Here is a 19,124-nt window from a genome sequence, read left to right on the forward strand (position 1 = left end):
AAGCTTAGTCATTTGACCTGGGCCTTCTAGGGGCGGGCGGATAAGGGCCATTGTTAACGCTTGGATTCAATGGCTGGAAAAGTATTGGACGACGGCCGCTCAACACGTCAATTAACGCCTTGCGGACCAACTTCTGCTCCCAATCGTCATCATTCCAACCTTGAGGAATGTAATTACCTTCAAGAATATCAAGCTGTTCTACTTTGAACTTCAACACCTTCGAGATTTCGTAGGTCAACTTCGTGAGCAAATTCTCTCTGGTTTTGGAGAATGTGATTTCATCATCTTTGTCCGCATCGGGCGGCAACCTTTCGCCAAGGTTTCTCAGGTAATTCTTCCAGGTAGAAATAACCTCGTGATCATTCACAAACTCAATTTCAATCAAATTTAATGCACCAACATGATCGAAGTGAATGGGCATTTTTCTTGTTCGCATCAAAGTTCGGAAGATATCCATTCGCCGGGCGCGAACTTCCTTCCGATCATGGGACATTCTTGTGATCCAAACCGCAACGGCAGGGCCAATGACTGCCGCGCCAGCAGTCGCGACACCTAAGATAGTTACTCCATCAGTCATGGTATGCCCCGCAGCTTCTTGAAGATGGCATTGACTGGTCCCATTGGAGTTTGAACAGGGATGGGTTGACCGTCGGCAAATCCAGAACAAAGCTTTGCTGGAATTGTTTGACTAAAGTCCTCAGAGAGCGATTGTCCTGTTACGAGCGTCGCGCTAGCCGGAACTGTTAGAGTGACGTAAATCTCAACTTCATCTTTGTCTCCGAGCGTATAGCTTCCGCCATAGACGCCAACAGTTGCATCTGCACCGGTTACTATACCGTCATTGATTGCCAGAACGGCATGGCCGAAGCTTGCTAGACCAGTGTATTAAACCGCGTAAAATCCTTGCATGCTTCTTTCCCAGCTACGCTATATTCTACTATATCATGTGGGAACCAAATATGAACCACTCAAGATGTTGTTATGAGCCACAACAACGAAAGCCGCTCCTGACGGGACGACGGTTCTGCACTGTTGCAGAACTATTTACGGATGTTTTGACAAGCTTGCGATGGTCGCATGTCGAGCGCTGATTGGGTGCGCCCGACCCCGGTTCGTGGAACTTCGGTTTCCCCGTTCTCATTCAACTATTTAGGCATTTGCAGGGGTGAGAAACAATATGGTGCTGCTGGAGAGAGAAAGTTGGAACTCCCTCTTTGAAGAATTAGAAGCTTGGGAACGCCAGTTTTCTGCACTCGATAGCGAAAGTCTGAGGTGTTTTGATGAACACTTTAGACCTTAATTTCAATAAGATAGCCGAAAGGCGAGTTGAGAGCAAGGATCAAGGCTCAAAATACCCGCCGCCATTCTCGATCCGCTTCACTTTTGAAGAACGCGCCCACCTTGATGCGCTGCGTGGTCGTCAATCTTTGGCTGCGTACATTAGAGAACGCTTATTTGGCGAGGATGCTGCACCGCGCAAGAAGCCAGGAAACAGCCCCATTGTGCATGCGGAAGCTTTGGCGCGCGTTCTTGGCGCTTTGGGAGCCTCTCGTCTCTCCTCGAACCTGAACCAACTGGCGAAGGCCGTGCATCTGGGCACGCTGCCCGTGACACCGGAGACAGAAGAAGAACTGCAAGAAGCATGTGCGGAAGTAAAGGCCCTTCGCTCCGATCTGATGCGCGCCTTGGGGAAGATGTCGGAGCCGCATCCATGATCTTGAAAGCGAAAGAACGCGGCGATGCGCCCCAACTGGCTCGATATCTTTTGTCGATGCGCGACAACGATCATGTGGCTCTGCACGAGGTTTCTGGCTTCGCCAGTGATGACCTGCTCGAAGCGTTTCATGAGGCCGATGCCATCGCCCGAGGAACGCGCTGCAAAAACCATCTCTTCTCGATGAGCCTCAACCCGCCTGACGGGGCCAAGGTCTCAATCGAAGATTTCGAGAAAGCCGCTGAGCGGATCGCAAAGAAACTTGGCTTGGAGCAACAACCCCGCGCCATCGTCTTTCACGAAAAAGATGGCAGACGGCATGCACATGTTGTCTGGTCGCGCATCGATATCGAACGCATGCGGGCAATCAATATGCCCCACTACAAGACCAAGCTGCGGGATGTATCCCGAGAGCTCTTCCTTGAGCATGATTGGGAGATGCCACGGGGCCTACAAGACAAACGCTTTCGTAATCCGCTCTCCTTCACCCGCGAAGAGTGGCAACAATCGAAGCGTGTCGGTGTTGATCCGCGCGAGATCAAATCAGCACTTCAGCAATGCTGGCAGGCATCCGATAATCGCGCGTCGTTTGAACAGGCGTTGAAAGAACGTGGCTTCTGGCTGGCGAAGGGAGATCGGCGCGGTGTCGTCGCACTCGATTATCGCGGCGAGGTTTATTCCCTCTCCCGCTATGGGGGCGTGAAGAGCAAGGAGCTTGAAGGACGGCTGGGTAATCGCGACGCGCTTTCTCTCGTAGCTGAAGTTCGCACTCAGATCGCAAATGCGATCACGCCGAAACTCGAAGCCTTTATCCAGGATGCAGAGCGGGACGCTGCCCGCCGTCTTGAGATGGTCGAAAAGCGGCGGGCCGAGATGGTCACTCAACACAGAACTGAGCGAGAGACCCTGAAGGCACGACAGGACGCACGTTGGGACGCTGAAAGTAAGGAAAGAGCTGCGCGATTGCCGCGTGGCCTATCCGGCATCTGGCATCGTTTGACAGGTGACTTCAAGAAAATCAAAGCGCTTAACGAACGTGAAACCCTTCTCGCGTGGCAGCGTGATCGCGAAGAGCGCGATGCGCTGGCATGGGCTCAACTCGATGAACGCCATGCCCTACAACAGGACATCAAACAACAGCGAGACCATGCCAGCCAAGACCTCATGGACTTGCGCAAAGATGTTGCCAACTATCAGATATTCGAACAGGAGCGCGATCAGCACAAACGTGACCGCGACGAACAAATGCGCAAGCGGAGAAGCCGCCGCCATCGCCGAAATCTCGATCTTTGAGCCTGCGCCGACCTGCTAAGCAGCCGCCTTAAGCATCGTGACACGTCATCTTACCCACAGTTTCCAGAAATCCGCCGGAACCACCTCAGGGCCATCAATGGCCAATAATGATGTGGACGGGGCCGAAAGGCCCTGAGCGGTTCGGGGCCTCCTAAAAACTTAGGAGGATAAGATGAAACTCATTTCACGCTTTGAAGCGGCTGCTCTCAGCAGTGCTCAATTGCACCGCACGCGTCGAGAGGCTTTCGATGTTATCGCTTCGCAAAAGCATAACCAGCGAGCTTTGCGAGCTGCTCTCGCAACGATGCGAGTTGTCGAGAACGAGCTTTCCAAGCGCTCTCTAGCGCCGTAGGCGCTTAGCGGCTGGCCAATCGGCCAGCCGCACTTTTTGCCCTTAAGCAACACTATATGGGTTCATTATTGTCATCTTCCCAATAATCCATGGGATCTTCCAATTCATAAAACTCTGACGGCGTGTAGTGAGAAGTCTGAACATATATGTCACCGACGCCAGCTGCACTGAGATGCGACAACCCCGCAATCTTTAGGCCACATGCTATGCACTCAAATTTCGATGGAAGATAGTCCTGCTTTTCAACTATCAAATCTTCACCCATAGATTGCTGAGGCGCAGATACAGGGTCGCCATTGACTAGTGCCGTAGTCCCGCATGCGGGGCAAGCCACTCGATGGCCCGCTTGGCGAGTAGCCCAGACTTCTGCCTGAGCGAGCAACGTCTTTTGCTCAGTCTCGTCTTTCCCATTCCAAGTAGTGTTGTGTGCTGCTACAAGTTTGAGGACCGCCTTTGCTGTTTCATCTTTCGCGGCGTCTATCATTTCTTGGGCGAGCTTTGCCTCATCTGCTCCCCAGAATTCCTCCGGCAAAACCGAAAGTGAATCCAACAGTACATTACATGCTCTAAAGAATGTTGGAAGCCATGCTGATGGCTTTAGTCCATCAAAAGCAGGTTCACTAGAATGCAATTCTGCATTCCTACGCTCGACATGAAGTAAACAGAAATCCTTAAGTTCTGTATCAAAGTGTGAGTCTATTTCGCTTTGCCGTCTGATGACCTCTGATATTCCCACTGATTTGGGCACAAATTTTTTTGCGTTTGGTATCTTCCCTAGCGAATAGTAGATATTGTGCCAGTTTCCAAGATCAGCCAGGAGCGTAGGACTAACCTTTGCTAGAGCTGCACGTGCCAGGAGCTCAAGACATAAGCTTGACCATAATCCATATTGCCAGTCATCTTTCGAAAATCCGTTCATTACTTCGGCATATTGCTGGGCCTTCGCGAGAAGCGCGTCGGAGTCCCAAGAATCTGTTTTAGATTCTGTCATTGTGCACTCCCGAAATATGCTCTTCGAAGCCTTCTCTTCATATCTTTCTCCCTGACGGATGATCTACCGTGAAGCATTCGCCAATTATCAATAATTACACCATCACCAGGCCGTGAGAGGCATAGGTCATTGGGCCGTGTGCGTTCAAGTTTTGACGATATAAGATTCACCCCATCCTCCCCTGCAGGACTAGCAGGTTTGAGAAAAACGGCGTCCCATCGAAAGAAGTAGTCTGTCTCGCCAGAATTCTCGATTAGCCTCATTATTGGTAAGCGCCCTTTAACAGGCCGACGTGGCTTGACTAGCGCGCGCGCCAAAACCTTGCGTTCAGAAACGTCAAAAATTTCGCGACAGTCAAGAATTGGCGTTGATACATCTGGTGACCCAGTCTCGGCCCAAAGCGCCAAATAACGAGGGGGCAACTTCCAATTCGCCATGTCGGTATGCATTGGGAAATCTGAAAGACCGTAGATGCCACTGTAGGAAACGGGAGAGGCCGAGTCTTCCTTTAGAGGCGATAATGAGTGCCACTTCGAGAAGACGTCGCATTGGAATTCCCGAGAGATTTGAGCCATCAAGCTCCTGCCATCTGTGATGTCAGGGAAAGAGAACCTAAAAAACCCACGTTCGTTCAACTCAACATAGTGGTTCTGTCCTGAAATTCTCATCGTCATTCACATGCTGCCTCTGGAATAGCATCAGCGTAGTTCGTTGCTTTCAGTGGATCAACGATCTGAACGCGAGTATCATGATCCATCCACAACTTCGTCGGCTGGCCGAATGGCCAGCCGAAAATTTTCCCCTCCCTCAAAACAAACTCAGCTGGTCATTGCTCCAGTTCGAACGCTCAGCTTCATGATCAAGCCATGCGGTGACAAAGGCGACCGCACCGCCATGTGCGGCAACACTGCCCTTATCCACGAAGTGGGAGCGATAGCCCGTCTCGGTCACAGGCAGCGCTGCCTTGTTCTTGGTGCGCAGTTCGATGTGATCGACCATCCCGAATTTCTCGGGCGTGTAGGTGATTTCAATTTCGACGTGCCGCCATGTGATTGTGTGCTGTTCCATGCTTCTATCCTCCCCTCTGCGGGGAGCCGCCGCTTTACGCGGCGACTCCTTCTTTTTGTTCTTGGGTTTCGGGGGTGGCTTGGAAGCTGTGCAGGAAATCGGCCGCCTTCTGCGCATGCGCGGCTGCGGAAAAGATCGCGCGCTTGTCATCTTTCAAAGCTTTAAGCCAGCTCTGGATATAGGCCGCATGATCGGTGCCAGCCGCGGGGGTGAGCCCCAGATCAGCGCACAAGAACGCCGCGCCCAGCTCGGCAACAAGCTCTTCACGGGCATAGCCTTCGTCGCCCCATTTCTTGCGCCCGAATTCTCGGTCCAAGCGCTTGGGGTGTTTCGTCCAATGCGTCAACTCATGAGCAAGGGTCGCGTAGTAGCTCTCGGGGATGTGGAAGCACTCAAAAGGCGGCATCTGCACATGATCACTACCGCCTGAATAGAAAGCGCGGTTTCCGCCGTGCCGGACATCCGCGCCGCTGGCCGCAAAGAACACGTCCGCATGCGCGATGCGCTGCGTTTCCTCGATCACGGGCTCGGGCTTTGCGTAGTAGTACTCTGGGAGCCCTTCGATCTGCTCGACGTTGAACACCGTGTAGGCCTTCATGAACGGGATTTTCCGCTCTTCCTCGCTGCCATCGTCTTGTTCTTCGGTCTTGGTGATGGTGTTGGCATAGACCACGGGATTGCCGCGCTCGCCTTTCTTGACGTGTGCGCCAAGTTCTTTGGCCTGTTTGAAGGTCATCCAGTAGGGCGAAACAAACCCCGCTTCTAACGCTGCGCCCCAGAGCATAAGGATGTTAATGCCGCTGTAGGCGATGCCGTTATGACGCAGCGGTTTGACAATCCGCCCGTCAAGGTTTCCGGCTGACCAAGGCTTGAGCCAAGTCAACTCGCCTTGTTCCAGATCGGCAACAATTTTGTCGGTCACTTTTTGATAAATATCTTGTTTCATTGATTTTTTCCTTTCTCGGATAGTCGGTTGCGCATGCAACCGGACTAGGCCCGCGCCAATGAGCGGGGGGAGACCGTCAAGACCGCAACCAGCGGAGGGGGATCACCCGCCCTGCACAAATCGAAGATGCGGAAGGACGGGGAGACCGCTGGATGCGCCCGAAGATCAAACGAAGGGCTTGGTCTTGACGGAGGACGGGGTCGCGGACCCCCAACAAGAAGAGAGAAAGAGACAGCCCACCCGGGCTGGCATCAGATCACACGCAAGGGATGGAAGCCGAAGGGCCGAGACAACAGGCTCGGTTGACGATAGCCCGGCCCGAAGGGGGCCAATTGCAATGATGATACCTTCGCCTCCGAAGTGGTCTTGTCGCCGAGAGCTTGCAGGACGGTCATGGTTTTGAGAGAATTATGTTGTGTCAATTTGATAAAAAGAGAGTTGAGAGGAACGAGCCATGAATTCGAAGAGAGCGCTTTTTGAAGGGTTTCACGACCGAATGAACGATGCAATTTCGAAGAATTTCTGTCTTGAAGCGTCCTGGTACGCCTACGCCATACTCGAAGACAGGCTTGTTTCGATGTTGCGGCAGAGCGGCGGAATTGGCGTGAATGGATCGCAAACAGCAATCAAAATGCTGGGTCCAAAACTCAGGGAGTTGAGGAGCCGTGCACGCACAGACAGGCTCCTTGCCGAAAACTTCCCAGAAACAAGAATCTCAGCCTGGAGCAATGAGCGCAATGATCTCATGCATGCGATGGCAGAAGGCACACTGACTCAGACCGAGATTGATAAGAAGGCGTATTTGCTGGCGACACAAGGCAGGGATTTAGTCAAAGATGTATCTGCTGCGGCAATGCGCCTGAAAAAGCACCGGGCCAAGGTATTGTAGAAGCGTTTAACCGTTAAGAAATTTCTGAATTCGGCCAGCAAGGGCTTCTACGTCCTTTGTCTGGCATTCCCAGATTGTCAGGACATGCCAGCCGCTCCCTTTTAAGGACCGCTGATGTTCCAGGTCGCGTGCTACATTGCGCTGGAGTTTGGGTTTCCAATACTCTTGCCGGGACTTTGGCAGCCGCGCAATTTTGCAGGCCGGATCGCAGTGCTGATGCCAAAAGCACCCATGGACAAAGATGGCTTTCTTTTTGGGCCCGAAGACAAGATCAGGTTTGCCTGGCAGGTCCATGCGGTGAAGCCGATACCGATAAGCCCATGGCGTGCACGAGCCGCCGTACAACCATCTCCGGCTTCGTGTCTTTTGCCTGGATACGGCTCATATTCCAGCTGCGGTGCTGGGGCGTGAGCTTGTCAGTCATCGCTAGGTGACGAGATCGAGTGGCAAGTCCGATATATCTCTGAGGCGTTTGCCTTCGACCATCGTGTCGAGAAGTTCGAGCGTCTCGTCGCGCTCCTGATCGACAAGCGCATTTCGTAACTCATAGAGTGCAAAATGATAGACGCAATCTATGTCACCGGTTCCCAGCGCCAAGGACGCGACGCGCCCCGGTGTCGGCTCGCCGGTGATCACAGCAATATGCGGTAGCCGTCCTTTACGGTTGCGGACCAGATTGAGGCCTTCGGAGCGCGCGTTCTGCGCCCTGTCACTGCGCAAGGTCCATTTGCAGCTGATCGAGGCGTGCAGAATTTCAAGGGGCTGGTTGATCGCGCGCAAGCTTGAAAGCCGGGCGGTGTCGGTGTCGACCAGAGCGCCTTGAGCATTAATTGTCTCATCGGCCTCAGGAGCGCGAGTGACGACAATATCGGGCTTGATGAGATAGTCCGAGCCTATGGCGGTAGCAATCTCGCGATTGGCTTTGGCAATAGCTTCCAGATCGTCAAGATGGGCGTATTGATCAAACATGGCAATGCCGCCGCCCTTGTTCACCGTAAAAGTGCCAGGGCGCAGATGATGCATCCTCTCAAAACATACACGCACAAAACTGGCGCAGACACCTTCAAAGTCCGCTCCGGCGGTTTGGCCGGGGAGCTTGTCTGCAGTTGTTGCTGGACCGAGTTGATCGAGGATTGAACCTGCGATTTCGCGGCTGGGTTTGGAGGCTTTGTCGGCATTGCTGGGAACGCCGGAGGCGCTCTTGGTCAGGATGCCGCTTAAAAGAGTCGCATGGAACTCACGCCGTGCTTTTGTGAGCCATGCCTCGCTCATCAGGCCACAACCTGTATCGATTTGCGCGTTGAAATGGCTTCACGTATTTTGAGCGCAACGGCCTCCGCCACCGGCGGGGGAAAGGCGTTGCCGACTTGCCGGTATGCCGGGGTCTTCTTCCCGGAAAACTGCCAGTCGTCAGTGAAGCCTTGCAGACGTGCGACCATACGCACCGTCAACCGGGGCATGCCGACAAAATCCCGCGCGGGAGCCTCATTCGCAATACCCATGCCATCAACGCCAAGCGTCGCCCACGCCCGCTTTGCTCGTGTCGGACCGAGATCGGGGCCGCCGTGCTTCTTGGAACCGCCGACGATGGTTGGGGCAATATCATCGGCTTGCTTCATCCAGCGAGTGGCCCCGCGCCAACCGTTTTCAGACATAAGATCATGCAAGGTTTCGCCCACAGATGCGGGCGAAGAGCTGGATGAAACTGGCCAGGAAAAGTTTTCGGACAATTCCTTCCTAATGGCGACGATCACAACACGCGGGCGAAGCTGAGGGACGCCAAAATCAGAAGCATTGAAGAGATGCCAGTCGGTCTCATAACCGAGTTTGCGCAGTTGGCCCTTGAGCTTTTGTCGATAGTCTGAAAACACCGCATCAAGAAAGCCACGTACGTTCTCGATCATTACGGCTTGGGGTCTGATTTCATCAACAAGTCGTAGGGCATCAGGGAAAAGATTGCGCTCGTCGGCATGGCCTAGCTGTTTACCAGCAACAGAGAACGGCGGGCAAGGCAGTCCGCCTGCCAAAACGTCTACGCCTCTATAGGGACGCCCATCAAAGTTTGAGAGGTCAGCCTGCTCGCCATCCACCACGTTCCACGAGGGACGGTTGAGCATCAAGGTGTTGCGGCAATGGTTGTCGATCTCGACCAGCGCTTGATGGCTATAACCTGCGCGCTCCATGCCTAGAGCCTGCCCACCGGCACCTGCACAAAGTTCAACTGACGTGAGATTCGACTGCATCTACTGCCCCTTTTTTTGTTCATCATAACCTTGTAGGGTAAGCCATGGAAGAGACTAGATATGGGTTCTCCACAGCTTTCTGTTCCGCATATGTTCTCACATCGTGGCTAACAGATCAATAACGCTGCACGTGGTGCAGCAAGTCCTGGGGCATCGCCCGTGTACTGGCCAAACGGAGCTGGTGCGATGTCATCAGTTATCTTTTTGGTTGCAAGTACAGATACATGTGGGGACTCTAACGTGAGGACGTTGCCGAAGGATCAGTTGGTTCGCGGGGCTGAAATTCGTTAATTGAAGGGATTACAAGGAGGGTATGCTGGAAGGAGTTGAATTAGAAAAGAGTGAAACGGGCTCATTATGTTTCACCATTGAAGATATTTCAAACGAATTGAAAGATGTTATCCGGGCGCGTCTGTCCGAGATTTGCCATGGCGCAGCCAAGGCTTCGAGAGCATCGGTTATCTATTCGTACAAGAAAACCTTAACGGCTTTCTTTGAGAAATTCGACACCAAATCCGCCGATACACAAAAGGGGATGATCGGTGAACTGCTAACTCATGTACTTTTCCTGCATTACGAGGACGAGTTTCGTGCGGCGTCGCCGTTCTTTAATATGGAAGAGGACTCGATAAAAAAGGGCTTCGACCTCGTTTTGCATCACAAAGGTACTAGCGAAATCTGGTTTGTTGAAGTGAAGTCTGGGGAGTGCGGTGTGGAAACGTGCATCAACAAGCTGGGCAGTCTTCTGTCCCTTGCAAAGAACGGGCTGAAAACCGCACTGAATAGCGAAAGAAACACGCTTTGGCAAAATGCAGTGAACGGAGCCAGCTTGGTCATTCAAAGCTCAGGGCTTAAGTCACAAATCGAGACACTGCTTGAGAGTTACAACGAAAAGGCCGTTGCAGGTGAATCAATGAGTACTGACCATAATGCTGTACTGGTGGCCGTGTGTTTTTCCGGAGATCAGGCGTTCGCTACCGGGGCTGAATTTGAAGGAAGACATACCACACAAAAGGACATGAGCGAGTTCCGGGATTTGATGTCAATTGCGCTGCAAAAGGACACCATCCAAAGCGTCGTAGATTTCCTGCGGAGCGAGGTTGACGATGGCTAAAGCGCCGCTCAGAACGCTCAGAAATACTGATTTCTTTGAGCTTTATCAGACGCTGTTAACTCGCAATGAATTGAGTCGAGCACAAGCGGAAACGCTTCTCGCAGCGGCTGTCCTGTTCCTGAACAATGATAACCCGGATGTCGCCGCGTTGGGATACCGGATCGTTGTGATGTATGCAAATCTCACGGGTGACTACATTCCGCTATACGACGTTGCGATTGGCCGTGGTTTCATGCCGATTGTTAACAGTGTGCAATCGGGGATGGCTGCGGAGGGCGAGCCTTCCCATTTCTTCCCGGAATACTTTTCATCACTTCTGGAGTTGTTCGAGGTCGATGGCGCGGTCTTCACTCAACAGCAGCTGGATTTGGGGAACTTTTTTTTCGAGCATCACCTTACGGACGTGACGGTCACGGCCCCTACGTCCTACGGGAAATCCGAACTGATTTCCGGGTTTTGCAATCAAAACCTCCAGAGCAATATCTGCATCTTGGTGCCAACCAAAGCTTTGCTGGCCCAGACCAAGCAACGCTTGCTGAGAAAGCGAGTCGCTGGCGACAACCGCCAAATCATTACTCACGCCGAGATGTTTCAGGGTGGTGAACGCAAATTTCTGGCGGTCCTGACCCAAGAGCGGTTGCTTAGATTTTTCATCAAGCATCCAGATGTCAATTTTGACTTTGTCTTTGTCGATGAAGCGCACAACCTGCTTGGTGACGACTCGCGTGCTTTGCTATTGGCCAAGGTGATCATCCTGCAAAAAAGGCGAAATCCGGCGGCGCGTTTCAAGTACCTGACGCCATTTCTAGTTGACCAAAAGAACTTGCAGCTTCGATATGCTGAAATTGAGCCAGAAGACTACAAGGTCAAGGAAGGCCTAAAGACTGAGCGGTTCTACGTTGTTGATTGCCGGGAGGGAGAAACCGTCCAACTTTATGATCAATATTTTGACAGGTTTGCACAGTGCAGCGACGTTGCCTTTGATGACGAGATTGAGTTAATTTTGCAGCGGGCCGCTAAGAAGAACATTCTCTTCTTCAACTTGCCCAAAAAGATCGAGCAGTTCATGCGTGCTTTTCTGCCGCAAAATGACATTGTTGAAAGCGAAAGTGTCACGCGAGTTTGTGAGAGCATTTCAGATTTTCTTCATAGTGAATATTTGCTCGTTGAGGGTTTGCGCAAAGGCATCCTTTACCACCATGGTTCAGTGCCGGATATTGTTAAACTTTACATTGAACGCGCCTACACCGAAATCCCGGAAATCCGCCATATCGTGTGCAACTCAACTTTGCTTGAAGGCGTAAATATCCCGGCGGAAAAGATGTTCATCCTGGAAAACAAGAAGGGACCGAGAAACCTTTCGAAATCTGAGTTCCGAAATCTCGTGGGCCGAGTATGCAGATTCAATGAAATATTCAGCGGCGAGACTGGAAACCTCAGGATGCTTGAACCGGAAATATACCTAGTTGGAAACAATGCCTATCTGGATAGCCAAGCTAATCTTAAAAAATTCATCAAGACCGTCACACAAGTTGATCTGAAGCTTCAAGATGAGATCGATAACGTATTGCTGGAAGAGCGGTTGATCGAAGATGACGACACGGAAGAGCGTAAGCGTGAGGCCGATGAATTTCTTGAGAACGTCCTTCCGGGTACAACGGGGTTGGACGTCGCCCGCGCCGTCACGCCAGTAGGACGCGCATGCTTTCTGAACAACATCTCTGAGATAGAGGTTCTACAGCATGAGGTGGAAATCCAGGTTGCACTTGATGGTCTTACTGAGCCGCTTCAAAACTCAAATGAGGTCATGGCGTTGATTGCTGGTGCATTTATGCCGTTTCTCAAGGGCGGTTCGGCCTTTGATATTCTTCGCCGTTTGAAGGAGGAAAACGCCCAGACCTTCTACGCCATGCTGATTGACTGGAAGATCAAAGGCGCGTCCTACGCGGAAATGATCAGGAATTTCCTTCGCTATTGGGAGGGGATGGGCAGCGATGAAGTGTATGTCGGGAAGTGGGGTGAAATCGCCAGGGAAGGCTCTTATCGCCAGAGCTGGGTTGTCATCAGCGAGAAGACGCATGCCGAACAAGTGAATCTGGCGATAGTGCGTATTAAGGAGGAGCAGGATTTCGTTGATAATCACTTGCTCAAATACGTTGAGCTTCTGCACGATCTCGGGAAGCTTGATGAAGATTTATACCTGCAGATCAAGTACGGAACGACCAATCAGGACAAGATCAGACTAATGAATCTCGGAGTGAACTCGATTCTTGCTGGGAAGCTCATCGATAATTATTCAGAGTTTGTTGATGTTCAACCGGATGAAGGGGTTGTAGAGTTTCGCCCTGAGTTGATTGACCGGATGCGGGAAAGCGGCGAGAATGAAATCCTTGTGTTTGAGGCTGGGATGCATCTTGGCCTGACGCATGAATTCTAATCTAGGAGCCTTAGGATTCTTACTGCATTATTCTCCGAGTTTCTGTCGTTCAGAGCACTTAGGCTGACATGTGGGACGTACATAGTTCGGTATCGGTAGTGCGGACAATTCTCCAGGTCTGAGGATTGGGTTCAGGGGGCAACGACAGGCCCCTGGTCGTGATCTATCCTCGACAAGATGGCGGCATCCAAACCGCGCAGGGTTGGTCTCGATGAAGTCCTCATGGGGGTATCGGGGGTAGCAGGAACGTTCCCCTGATCGCGGATCAATCGGTCGGTCGATTGTGCATGGTTCGGTGTCGGTGGAGAGGTAGTTCTCCAAGTCCGACGAGCTGGGTTCGGGGGTGGCGAAAGGCCCCTGAGAGTGATCCATCTTCGGCAAGATGGCGGCTTCCAAACTGCGCAGGGTTGGTCTCCATGAAGTGGCCTCCATGGCATGGTCTGGGGTCTTGGGGGCAGGAACGCCCGCCAAGTCGATGGGTACAGGGAGAGCGAAGTCTCCCGCGAGTGGTTGATCGGCGATACGGTCTACTGGCTCTGAAACGGGTTCAACGCCCTGAAAGAGCCACGGCCTGGGGGATGCAACGGGGGTGCGCAGCGGCCCCCTTGCCAAGATGGTTTTGTACTACAAAACACATCTTGCGGCAGTGACTGTGTAAGGGCTTGTGCTGGTTGAGCTTTTTGGATCGAATGGCGGCCAAGACACCGAAGGAATGCTTCTATGGATTTGATCGCTGGCCTCTCCATCAAGCGCGATAGCGTTTGGTGTCTTGTGGGAAAGGAGATCAAGCAAATGGAGCGAATACCTTGTGTCCACGTAGTTGACGGTATCAAGTTTTCATTTGAGCCTGCTCGTACGCGTAACGGCAATTCACAAAGCACAATGCTCGATAACATCTTCTCTAAGGCATTCAGTTTTTTTGAGAATTATCAGGCTTCTATAAGCCATCTTTCAATCAGTACACATGGACCGTACCGAAAAGCAGTTCAGACTGACTCAGAAGGAAACGCACGCGCGTCGATTGAGAAAGTGACGCACGAAGATACAAGATTTGCAGTCGGAGGAGCCGATCTGGGAGACTATGTAACGACATACTTCGGGTATGCTTTTAGCCAGAAGACAAGCATCGTGCATGACGCAAGCGCCGTAGCGCTCGGCGAGTTTGTGCGCCGGATGCAAGCTAAACGAGTTCCGTTTTCGGATGGCGACCCTCGGACGAAGACTGTCGTGGCACTCCTGTTTGGTAGAGGTGTGGGTGGAGGAATTTGTGCTGGTGGCCAAGTTTGGAGTGGCCACCTTCATTCAGAAATGGGTCATATCTCAGTTGGCATGCCAAGAAACGATAGCCGGATAAGCACCTGTCAGCATCACGGGCACGACTGTCTCCATGGTCTGGCCTCGACCGACGCTCTCAATGTATCGAGCGATGGCACTATGACGCGCCAACAGATGTACCAACTGTCCCAATACGTTGCGCGGCTGGCGCAGACAGTGACCTGCGTGCTCTCCCCCAGCTCGATTGTGATAGGGGGATCACTGATGTGGCAGAACCCGGAATGCCTGGAACTCATCAGGACTTCGGCAAAGAACCTTTTCATAAAAGGCAAGGCCAGCTATTTTGCCTATGACGAGCTGCTCAACGAAGATTTTTTGGATTTGTCAGATCAATCGGCGCAGCACTTCGGGACACTCTACTCCGCGTCTACTGAGGCATGGCGTACCCAAGATAGGTTCTATGCGGTATGAATGAGAGCAAAACCAAACAAAATACCACCCCCCGTTCTCTACCAGCTAAAACACGAGCTGAAGTTGAAGCGAACAATGCAGAGTGGCAGAATCGACTTTCGGGAAGTGCCGAAGTTTTGCCTGAGGGCAACCAAAATGGTATAGTATTCAAAGGAGATATAGGGGGGGTTAAATCAAAGCCTTCGCCAAAGCGCCAAGTGCCGCAAGATTTTGATGAGTTAGAATTTTTAAGATTCTGTTTTACCAATGCTGATGAAGCGAAGAAAAGAGAAATTGCACAGTCAATCGCTATGCAAAAACCTGATCTACTCGAAGCCTTTCTGAAGACTTATTCTGATGGTCTCCCGCTTGTTCCGCCAAAGGTCTGGGAAGGACGAAAATCAGGAATGAATGCGGCTGACTTTATTTCAAACTACTATGGAGAATGGATTGGGGCTGGCTTAACACGTGCACACATAAGGAAATTGGACAAGCCGCTATACCAAGCTTACTCGAAACTGGTTTCCAGAAACCCAGACAAAGCTATCGAAGAGCTACCTTCTGAGCCAAGAGTATCACGAGATGATCCTGTGGAGGCTTTGGAGCGCATTAGAGCTCAAAACCGTGCAGCCCAAGCACGACAAGGTGTGAAGAACGATTAATGTCATGTGGCATCAGTTGACTAGGGCAACTCAATTTAGTTGACATGAGGCACCTCAAGATTAAGTTGTATGGCATCAGCGCGAGCTGATTCTTGAAAACTGCATCTTGAAGGAGAATGATGTGAGCACACAGCAAGCCTATGACAAAGCACAGCAGGCAGCCCAGCAGGGTCGTCCGGCACCAACTTCACAAAACTTCGATGAGCGTGTCGCCATTGCGAACGGGACAAACGCCGGTAGCAAAAAGTAGCGCTCCAAAATCGCAGAAGCCGTTCAGGCGGCTTCTGCGACAAACAGTATCCAAAATCAGCCAGTTCGTTGGAAAAGCTGCCCGAAAGAGGCGGCTATCCGAGCAGTTTTGCCTTGAGGCCCAACATGCGACAGAGCAAGAAAAACCCGAGATCAGTTAACCGTTGGATGCTGCATTCCAGCGTCGCCGCTGTTTGGTCTTACGCACTTTGGCCGACCACCTCTTCTTCGCTTCTTGATTTTGTGTTGCCGTTTGCGACAGGCTTTATTGCATTAGGTGGCGTCGGACGAGCGGCCAAAGGTCTCTTTCTGGACTACAAAATCCGTCAAACACTCTCTAATGCATCAAAGACTTCTGGAACATTTGGTAAGGCTGACTTCGCATCTGTTCAAGAACGGCAGAATGCAGGTCTACACGATCTTTCTGGACTTGCCTTCTTAGGGTTAGCAGACAGTCTTCCTACTTTGCTGCCAAATGGGAATATCCTGATTGAAGCGATGCAGGGTAGCGGTAAGACAAGCCGCATTTTGGTCATGACGATCATCCAAACACTTATGACAGGGCGCAGCGCGTTTGTTGCCGATAGCAAACCGGAGCTTGTTCACATGCTTGGGGGTTATCTACGCGATCTGGGGTTTCGCGTTGTAATCAATAACCCATCCTTCAAAGATGGAATACCTCACCAAGACTCGAATCCATTCCAAACGCTTGTGGAAGCCGTCGCAGATCAACAACGGTCCCATGAAGCGTTTCCTATAGCCGAAGCTTTAGCAAAGGTAATTGTACCTGACGCCAGCGATGGCAAAGCCAAGTTCTTCACGCAAATCGATCAGCAAGTTTTGCAAACTGTTCTGTTGGGGTTGGCTGTCCTTCGTCCAAGTCGCTGCTATCCCGCGCAACTCTGGAAACATCTGACTGATCCTGACGCGTTTGAGCATTTGCTGTTTGAAGCAAAGGACTCAGATGCGCTGCACGGCGATCTTGCAACAATGGCTCGATCGCTGCTCCAGAAAGATCGCGACAACCCTGAACATTTGGAGGGCGGTCGTACTGGCGCGGCGAATGCACTTTCACCTTTCAAACCAAGCTCATCTCTCGGTCAATACGGAGCCAACCACTCATACGATATTGCTGATGCGCGCAATAAATCCCTTCCGCCGATGGTCGTATTCGACATTATGCCCGCAGATCAGCTTGACGTGTTTGCGAAAGCCTATGAACTGACAAACACTGCGCGGTTAATTTCGCTCAAACGCGCCTCTAAAGGACGTGAGGTGGTAATGGTTGCTGATGAGTTCACGGCCTTGCCGATCCGCCCTATTGCCACCGAAATTGAGTTTATTCGTTCCTTTGGAATTCGCTTGGTTGCTGCCTACCAAAGCTGGGCAAGCCTAAAACGCGTTTACGGCGAAGCACGCGCTGAAAGCCTCAAGGCAAACTGCGCGCAACTTTACTTCTCAGTCAACGACCTAAAAACCGCGAAAGAAATCTCAGAGCGGGTTGGAGACCACACGGTAAAGACTGAAAGCTTCGGCTTTTCAGGCGAACCTGAGCCCAGCAAAAACGTTAGTGAAACAGGGAGACGGTTGCTTCCGCCTGAAGAACTTATGTCCCTAAGCCGCGATCAGGCAATTCTGATGATCCCAGGCATGTGTCCAGTGAAGCTCCAGACCGTGCCTTGGTACGAGATCAATCCAATCAAAGACGCCCTTGGCGAAAACCCACATGAGCTACACCAGAAATCGAAAGCATCCAAGCTCACCATCAACTACAGTCGCGATGCAAATGCATTGGCTTCGCCGGTTGTCCCCGACTTCAATGAACGCCTAGCAAGAGCATCAAAGGTTAATCGCGGCAAGGACGCGACCATCAGAGTACGGTGGTTGAGGCCGCAGAAATTCCTCTGGGTTCCACTGGTTTCAGCGTTTGTCGCCTTCGCGCTGCTAAAGGGAACGCCGCATATCGGGTGGATGCAGTCCCCTCAGTCTGCTGGATACTGGCGGTGCGGATACCTAGGCATAGCAGGTTTGGAGATTGTTGGCTCCAACCGAGGTTGTCCCGGCATTGCTTGGATTCCACCTCATTCGGACGAATTGTCGTGAACATCGCCATTGCCCCACGCTTCTTCGAGTTCACGCACGAGGGCGTCAATCTTGTCTTTCATCATATGCATGCGCCACAGGAAGGACTGCGACTCTTCAAACACGACTTCCGGCCCTCCAGTCGCTTCGGCAATCGCATAGTCGAACAATGCCTGCACGATCATATCTTGCGAGATTCCAGCTTTCTTCAAGCCCTCGCACGTCGCGTAGAGCGAGCGGTCAGCAAATCTTCGGTGCTTCCGTGGAAACACATCAGTGAAAGTTCGATTGTCGTTCGAATTCGCCATGCACTGAGCATCTCAGAATTCACTGCAAAAAAGCAAATTTCGCCAGAAAAGTGGAGTTTTAGGATGAGCGATGATGATCGCTTTCGCCCCGATCTCAGCCGCAAAACGCTGGATCGTTTTGCGCGCAGCGCCCGCCCGAACGATTTTCAAAGTTTCAGTGCTCGCTTGAACGCAACCGAAATTGCAGCGGCGGAAAAACGGTCTGCGGAAGTTCGCGAAAAGGCTCGTGAGCATTTTCAAAAGATGAAGCCAATTTGGACGGCGAGAGAAAGTCGCCGTTTGTCTCGTGAAAACCCTGAGCAGTTGACTGCATCTCGCCGCGAAGGACCAAAGCCACCAAACCGCGACAGCAATCAAGCGGTTAGCAGGCAAAGAGCAATCGCGGAACAAGCCGCATCGAACGTCAAATCCCGCTGCGATGAGCGCATCAGGCGGATAGAAAAAATAGAACACCGGATGGTGCGCTCAATCCAGAGAACCCGAAAAAACAAGCGATAGATAGGAGACCACTAATATGTTGGCAACTTTGAGAGACCTGCCGGATGGCGCTATCGGATTGATGGCGGCAGGAACGCTGCACTTTGCCTTGTGCTACGGCGTACTCGCCCCCAGGGCAATGGAAGCGCACTTCGCGACGACCGTGACACCTCGTTGTACTGCAATGCTGTCTGAAGAACAGGAGGCAGCGGTTTCCGAGGCGCAACGGGAAGATTCAGAAAACCGCAATCGCGTCCGCAACGAACTTCAGAGATTTGATCGACAGATCGCAGCCGTTGAACAGATGCAACAGCTTAATCGCAAGAGTGGGCTAAGTGATCTGATGGGCGCACTTGGAGTTCCGGCTCAAGCAATTGGTGCAGGTGAATTGACTTCGCTGAAGCGGCAGGCGGACGCCCTGCGCGCCGCCCTTAATTCAGTTCCGGATTTCAGCCACCTTCGTGCCGATGCATCGCAACTGTTACGAACTTGTTCTTGTGATCCTCCCCCACTGGAGTGGTCCTCCGCTATGTTTAGGAAAACGGAGGAATACCATGGCAAACAAGCGACCAAA

General features: G+C 51.9%; 22 protein-coding genes. 12 read left to right on the forward strand and 10 right to left on the reverse strand.

Annotated features, from left to right (window positions below):
- Positions 1 to 4 precede the first annotated feature (4 nt).
- Positions 5 to 577, reverse strand: coding sequence for a DUF6680 family protein (locus Q1A53_RS10445; RefSeq protein ID WP_299966016.1), 573 nt, complete (start codon positions 575 to 577; stop codon positions 5 to 7).
- 703 nt (positions 578 to 1,280) lie between these two features.
- Between Q1A53_RS10445 and Q1A53_RS10450 the strand changes: the two genes are divergently transcribed.
- The 3 genes from Q1A53_RS10450 (at position 1,281) to Q1A53_RS10460 (ending at position 3,359) form a co-directional block, all read left to right on the forward strand.
- On the forward strand, positions 1,281 to 1,715 hold the full coding sequence (locus Q1A53_RS10450; protein ID WP_299966018.1) for a hypothetical protein: 435 nt from the start codon (positions 1,281 to 1,283) through the stop codon (positions 1,713 to 1,715).
- On the forward strand, positions 1,712 to 3,007 hold the full coding sequence (locus Q1A53_RS10455; protein WP_299966020.1) for a relaxase/mobilization nuclease domain-containing protein: 1,296 nt from the start codon (positions 1,712 to 1,714) through the stop codon (positions 3,005 to 3,007). The genes Q1A53_RS10450 and Q1A53_RS10455 overlap by 4 nt, the downstream gene beginning before the upstream one ends.
- Before the next feature lie 172 nt (positions 3,008 to 3,179).
- The gene (locus Q1A53_RS10460; RefSeq protein ID WP_299966022.1) at positions 3,180 to 3,359 is read left to right on the forward strand and encodes a hypothetical protein; all 180 of its coding nucleotides are present in this window, start codon (positions 3,180 to 3,182) and stop codon (positions 3,357 to 3,359) included.
- Between the two features lie 52 nt (positions 3,360 to 3,411).
- On the opposite strand, the gene Q1A53_RS10465 is transcribed toward Q1A53_RS10460, so the two are convergent.
- The 4 genes from Q1A53_RS10465 to Q1A53_RS10480 form a co-directional block, all read right to left on the reverse strand.
- Entirely contained in the window at positions 3,412 to 4,350 is a 939-nt protein-coding gene (locus Q1A53_RS10465) for a hypothetical protein (RefSeq protein WP_299966023.1), read from the reverse strand.
- A gap of 807 nt (positions 4,351 to 5,157) precedes the next feature.
- Positions 5,158 to 5,418: a hypothetical protein gene (locus Q1A53_RS10470; protein ID WP_299966025.1), complete on the reverse strand. Its 261-nt coding sequence runs from the start codon at positions 5,416 to 5,418 to the stop codon at positions 5,158 to 5,160.
- Between the two features lie 34 nt (positions 5,419 to 5,452).
- Complete coding sequence (locus tag Q1A53_RS10475; RefSeq protein WP_299966028.1) at positions 5,453 to 6,364, reverse strand: zincin-like metallopeptidase domain-containing protein; 912 nt, start codon at positions 6,362 to 6,364, stop codon at positions 5,453 to 5,455.
- A 251-nt stretch (positions 6,365 to 6,615) separates the two neighbouring features.
- Entirely contained in the window at positions 6,616 to 6,759 is a 144-nt protein-coding gene (locus Q1A53_RS10480) for a hypothetical protein (RefSeq protein ID WP_299966030.1), read from the reverse strand.
- 59 nt (positions 6,760 to 6,818) lie between these two features.
- On the opposite strand from Q1A53_RS10480, the gene Q1A53_RS10485 reads away from it, so the two are divergent.
- Positions 6,819 to 7,253: a hypothetical protein gene (locus Q1A53_RS10485; protein WP_299966032.1), complete on the forward strand. Its 435-nt coding sequence runs from the start codon at positions 6,819 to 6,821 to the stop codon at positions 7,251 to 7,253.
- Positions 7,254 to 7,259: 6 nt separating this feature from the next.
- On the opposite strand, the gene Q1A53_RS10490 is transcribed toward Q1A53_RS10485, so the two are convergent.
- Genes Q1A53_RS10490 through Q1A53_RS10500 form a run of 4 tightly spaced genes read right to left on the reverse strand, consistent with a single transcriptional unit; the run spans position 7,260 to position 9,496 of the window.
- Positions 7,260 to 7,547 carry a very short patch repair endonuclease gene (locus tag Q1A53_RS10490; RefSeq protein WP_366872584.1) on the reverse strand — a complete coding sequence of 96 codons (288 nt, stop codon included), beginning with the start codon at positions 7,545 to 7,547 and terminating at the stop codon, positions 7,260 to 7,262.
- The gene (locus tag Q1A53_RS23410) at positions 7,525 to 7,677 is read right to left on the reverse strand and encodes a hypothetical protein (protein ID WP_366872586.1); all 153 of its coding nucleotides are present in this window, start codon (positions 7,675 to 7,677) and stop codon (positions 7,525 to 7,527) included. Before Q1A53_RS23410 ends, Q1A53_RS10490 begins: the two co-directional genes overlap by 23 nt.
- A 2-nt stretch (positions 7,678 to 7,679) precedes the next feature.
- Positions 7,680 to 8,525, reverse strand: coding sequence for an NgoMIV family type II restriction endonuclease (locus Q1A53_RS10495; RefSeq protein WP_299966034.1), 846 nt, complete (start codon positions 8,523 to 8,525; stop codon positions 7,680 to 7,682).
- Entirely contained in the window at positions 8,525 to 9,496 is a 972-nt protein-coding gene (locus Q1A53_RS10500) for a DNA cytosine methyltransferase (protein ID WP_299966036.1), read from the reverse strand. The genes Q1A53_RS10495 and Q1A53_RS10500 overlap by 1 nt, the downstream gene beginning before the upstream one ends.
- A gap of 313 nt (positions 9,497 to 9,809) precedes the next feature.
- Here Q1A53_RS10500 and Q1A53_RS10505 point away from each other — a divergent pair, with 313 nt between their 5' ends.
- The 6 genes from Q1A53_RS10505 to Q1A53_RS10530 all read left to right on the forward strand — a co-directional run bounded on the left by Q1A53_RS10505 (position 9,810) and on the right by Q1A53_RS10530 (position 17,786).
- Positions 9,810 to 10,610 carry a Hachiman antiphage defense system protein HamA gene (locus Q1A53_RS10505; RefSeq protein ID WP_299966039.1) on the forward strand — a complete coding sequence of 267 codons (801 nt, stop codon included), beginning with the start codon at positions 9,810 to 9,812 and terminating at the stop codon, positions 10,608 to 10,610.
- Entirely contained in the window at positions 10,603 to 13,047 is a 2,445-nt protein-coding gene (locus Q1A53_RS10510) for a DEAD/DEAH box helicase (protein WP_299966042.1), read from the forward strand. Before Q1A53_RS10505 ends, Q1A53_RS10510 begins: the two co-directional genes overlap by 8 nt.
- A gap of 720 nt (positions 13,048 to 13,767) precedes the next feature.
- Positions 13,768 to 14,793, forward strand: coding sequence for an ROK family protein (locus Q1A53_RS10515; protein ID WP_299966045.1), 1,026 nt, complete (start codon positions 13,768 to 13,770; stop codon positions 14,791 to 14,793).
- Positions 14,790 to 15,434, forward strand: coding sequence for a hypothetical protein (locus Q1A53_RS10520; protein WP_299966048.1), 645 nt, complete (start codon positions 14,790 to 14,792; stop codon positions 15,432 to 15,434). The genes Q1A53_RS10515 and Q1A53_RS10520 overlap by 4 nt, the downstream gene beginning before the upstream one ends.
- 106 nt (positions 15,435 to 15,540) lie before the next feature.
- On the forward strand, positions 15,541 to 15,684 hold the full coding sequence (locus Q1A53_RS10525) for a hypothetical protein (RefSeq protein WP_299966050.1): 144 nt from the start codon (positions 15,541 to 15,543) through the stop codon (positions 15,682 to 15,684).
- A gap of 68 nt (positions 15,685 to 15,752) precedes the next feature.
- Positions 15,753 to 17,786, forward strand: a complete 2,034-nt coding sequence (locus tag Q1A53_RS10530) for a type IV secretory system conjugative DNA transfer family protein (RefSeq protein WP_299966053.1) — start codon at positions 15,753 to 15,755, stop codon at positions 17,784 to 17,786.
- On the opposite strand, the gene Q1A53_RS10535 is transcribed toward Q1A53_RS10530, so the two are convergent.
- The gene (locus Q1A53_RS10535; RefSeq protein WP_299966056.1) at positions 17,765 to 18,073 is read right to left on the reverse strand and encodes a hypothetical protein; all 309 of its coding nucleotides are present in this window, start codon (positions 18,071 to 18,073) and stop codon (positions 17,765 to 17,767) included. The two genes, Q1A53_RS10530 and Q1A53_RS10535, sit on opposite strands and share 22 nt — an antisense overlap.
- A 63-nt stretch (positions 18,074 to 18,136) precedes the next feature.
- Between Q1A53_RS10535 and Q1A53_RS10540 the strand changes: the two genes are divergently transcribed.
- Entirely contained in the window at positions 18,137 to 18,571 is a 435-nt protein-coding gene (locus Q1A53_RS10540) for a hypothetical protein (RefSeq protein ID WP_299966058.1), read from the forward strand.
- A gap of 16 nt (positions 18,572 to 18,587) precedes the next feature.
- Positions 18,588 to 19,124, forward strand: a 537-nt coding sequence (locus tag Q1A53_RS10545) for a hypothetical protein (protein WP_299966060.1), incomplete at its 3' end; no start/stop codon positions are given.

Origin of the sequence: uncultured Roseobacter sp., assembly GCF_947496515.1 — a bacterium.
GTDB lineage: Bacteria > Pseudomonadota > Alphaproteobacteria > Rhodobacterales > Rhodobacteraceae > Roseobacter.

Bases quoted from the DNA above. Each gene is read 5' to 3' on its own strand.
- Q1A53_RS10445 (WP_299966016.1), bottom strand. From the start codon at position 577: ATGACTGATGGAGTAACTATCTTAGGTGTCGCGACTGCTGGCGCGGCA.
- Q1A53_RS10450 (WP_299966018.1), top strand. From the start codon at position 1,281: ATGAACACTTTAGACCTTAATTTCAATAAGATAGCCGAAAGGCGAGTT.
- Q1A53_RS10455 (WP_299966020.1), top strand. From the start codon at position 1,712: ATGATCTTGAAAGCGAAAGAACGCGGCGATGCGCCCCAACTGGCTCGA.
- Q1A53_RS10460 (WP_299966022.1), top strand. From the start codon at position 3,180: ATGAAACTCATTTCACGCTTTGAAGCGGCTGCTCTCAGCAGTGCTCAA.
- Q1A53_RS10465 (WP_299966023.1), bottom strand. From the start codon at position 4,350: ATGACAGAATCTAAAACAGATTCTTGGGACTCCGACGCGCTTCTCGCG.
- Q1A53_RS10470 (WP_299966025.1), bottom strand. From the start codon at position 5,418: ATGGAACAGCACACAATCACATGGCGGCACGTCGAAATTGAAATCACC.
- Q1A53_RS10475 (WP_299966028.1), bottom strand. From the start codon at position 6,364: ATGAAACAAGATATTTATCAAAAAGTGACCGACAAAATTGTTGCCGAT.
- Q1A53_RS10480 (WP_299966030.1), bottom strand. From the start codon at position 6,759: ATGACCGTCCTGCAAGCTCTCGGCGACAAGACCACTTCGGAGGCGAAG.
- Q1A53_RS10485 (WP_299966032.1), top strand. From the start codon at position 6,819: ATGAATTCGAAGAGAGCGCTTTTTGAAGGGTTTCACGACCGAATGAAC.
- Q1A53_RS10490 (WP_366872584.1), bottom strand. From the start codon at position 7,547: ATGGACCTGCCAGGCAAACCTGATCTTGTCTTCGGGCCCAAAAAGAAA.
- Q1A53_RS23410 (WP_366872586.1), bottom strand. From the start codon at position 7,677: ATGACTGACAAGCTCACGCCCCAGCACCGCAGCTGGAATATGAGCCGT.
- Q1A53_RS10495 (WP_299966034.1), bottom strand. From the start codon at position 8,525: ATGAGCGAGGCATGGCTCACAAAAGCACGGCGTGAGTTCCATGCGACT.
- Q1A53_RS10500 (WP_299966036.1), bottom strand. From the start codon at position 9,496: ATGCAGTCGAATCTCACGTCAGTTGAACTTTGTGCAGGTGCCGGTGGG.
- Q1A53_RS10505 (WP_299966039.1), top strand. From the start codon at position 9,810: ATGCTGGAAGGAGTTGAATTAGAAAAGAGTGAAACGGGCTCATTATGT.
- Q1A53_RS10510 (WP_299966042.1), top strand. From the start codon at position 10,603: ATGGCTAAAGCGCCGCTCAGAACGCTCAGAAATACTGATTTCTTTGAG.
- Q1A53_RS10515 (WP_299966045.1), top strand. From the start codon at position 13,768: ATGGATTTGATCGCTGGCCTCTCCATCAAGCGCGATAGCGTTTGGTGT.
- Q1A53_RS10520 (WP_299966048.1), top strand. From the start codon at position 14,790: ATGAATGAGAGCAAAACCAAACAAAATACCACCCCCCGTTCTCTACCA.
- Q1A53_RS10535 (WP_299966056.1), bottom strand. From the start codon at position 18,073: ATGGCGAATTCGAACGACAATCGAACTTTCACTGATGTGTTTCCACGG.
- Q1A53_RS10540 (WP_299966058.1), top strand. From the start codon at position 18,137: ATGAGCGATGATGATCGCTTTCGCCCCGATCTCAGCCGCAAAACGCTG.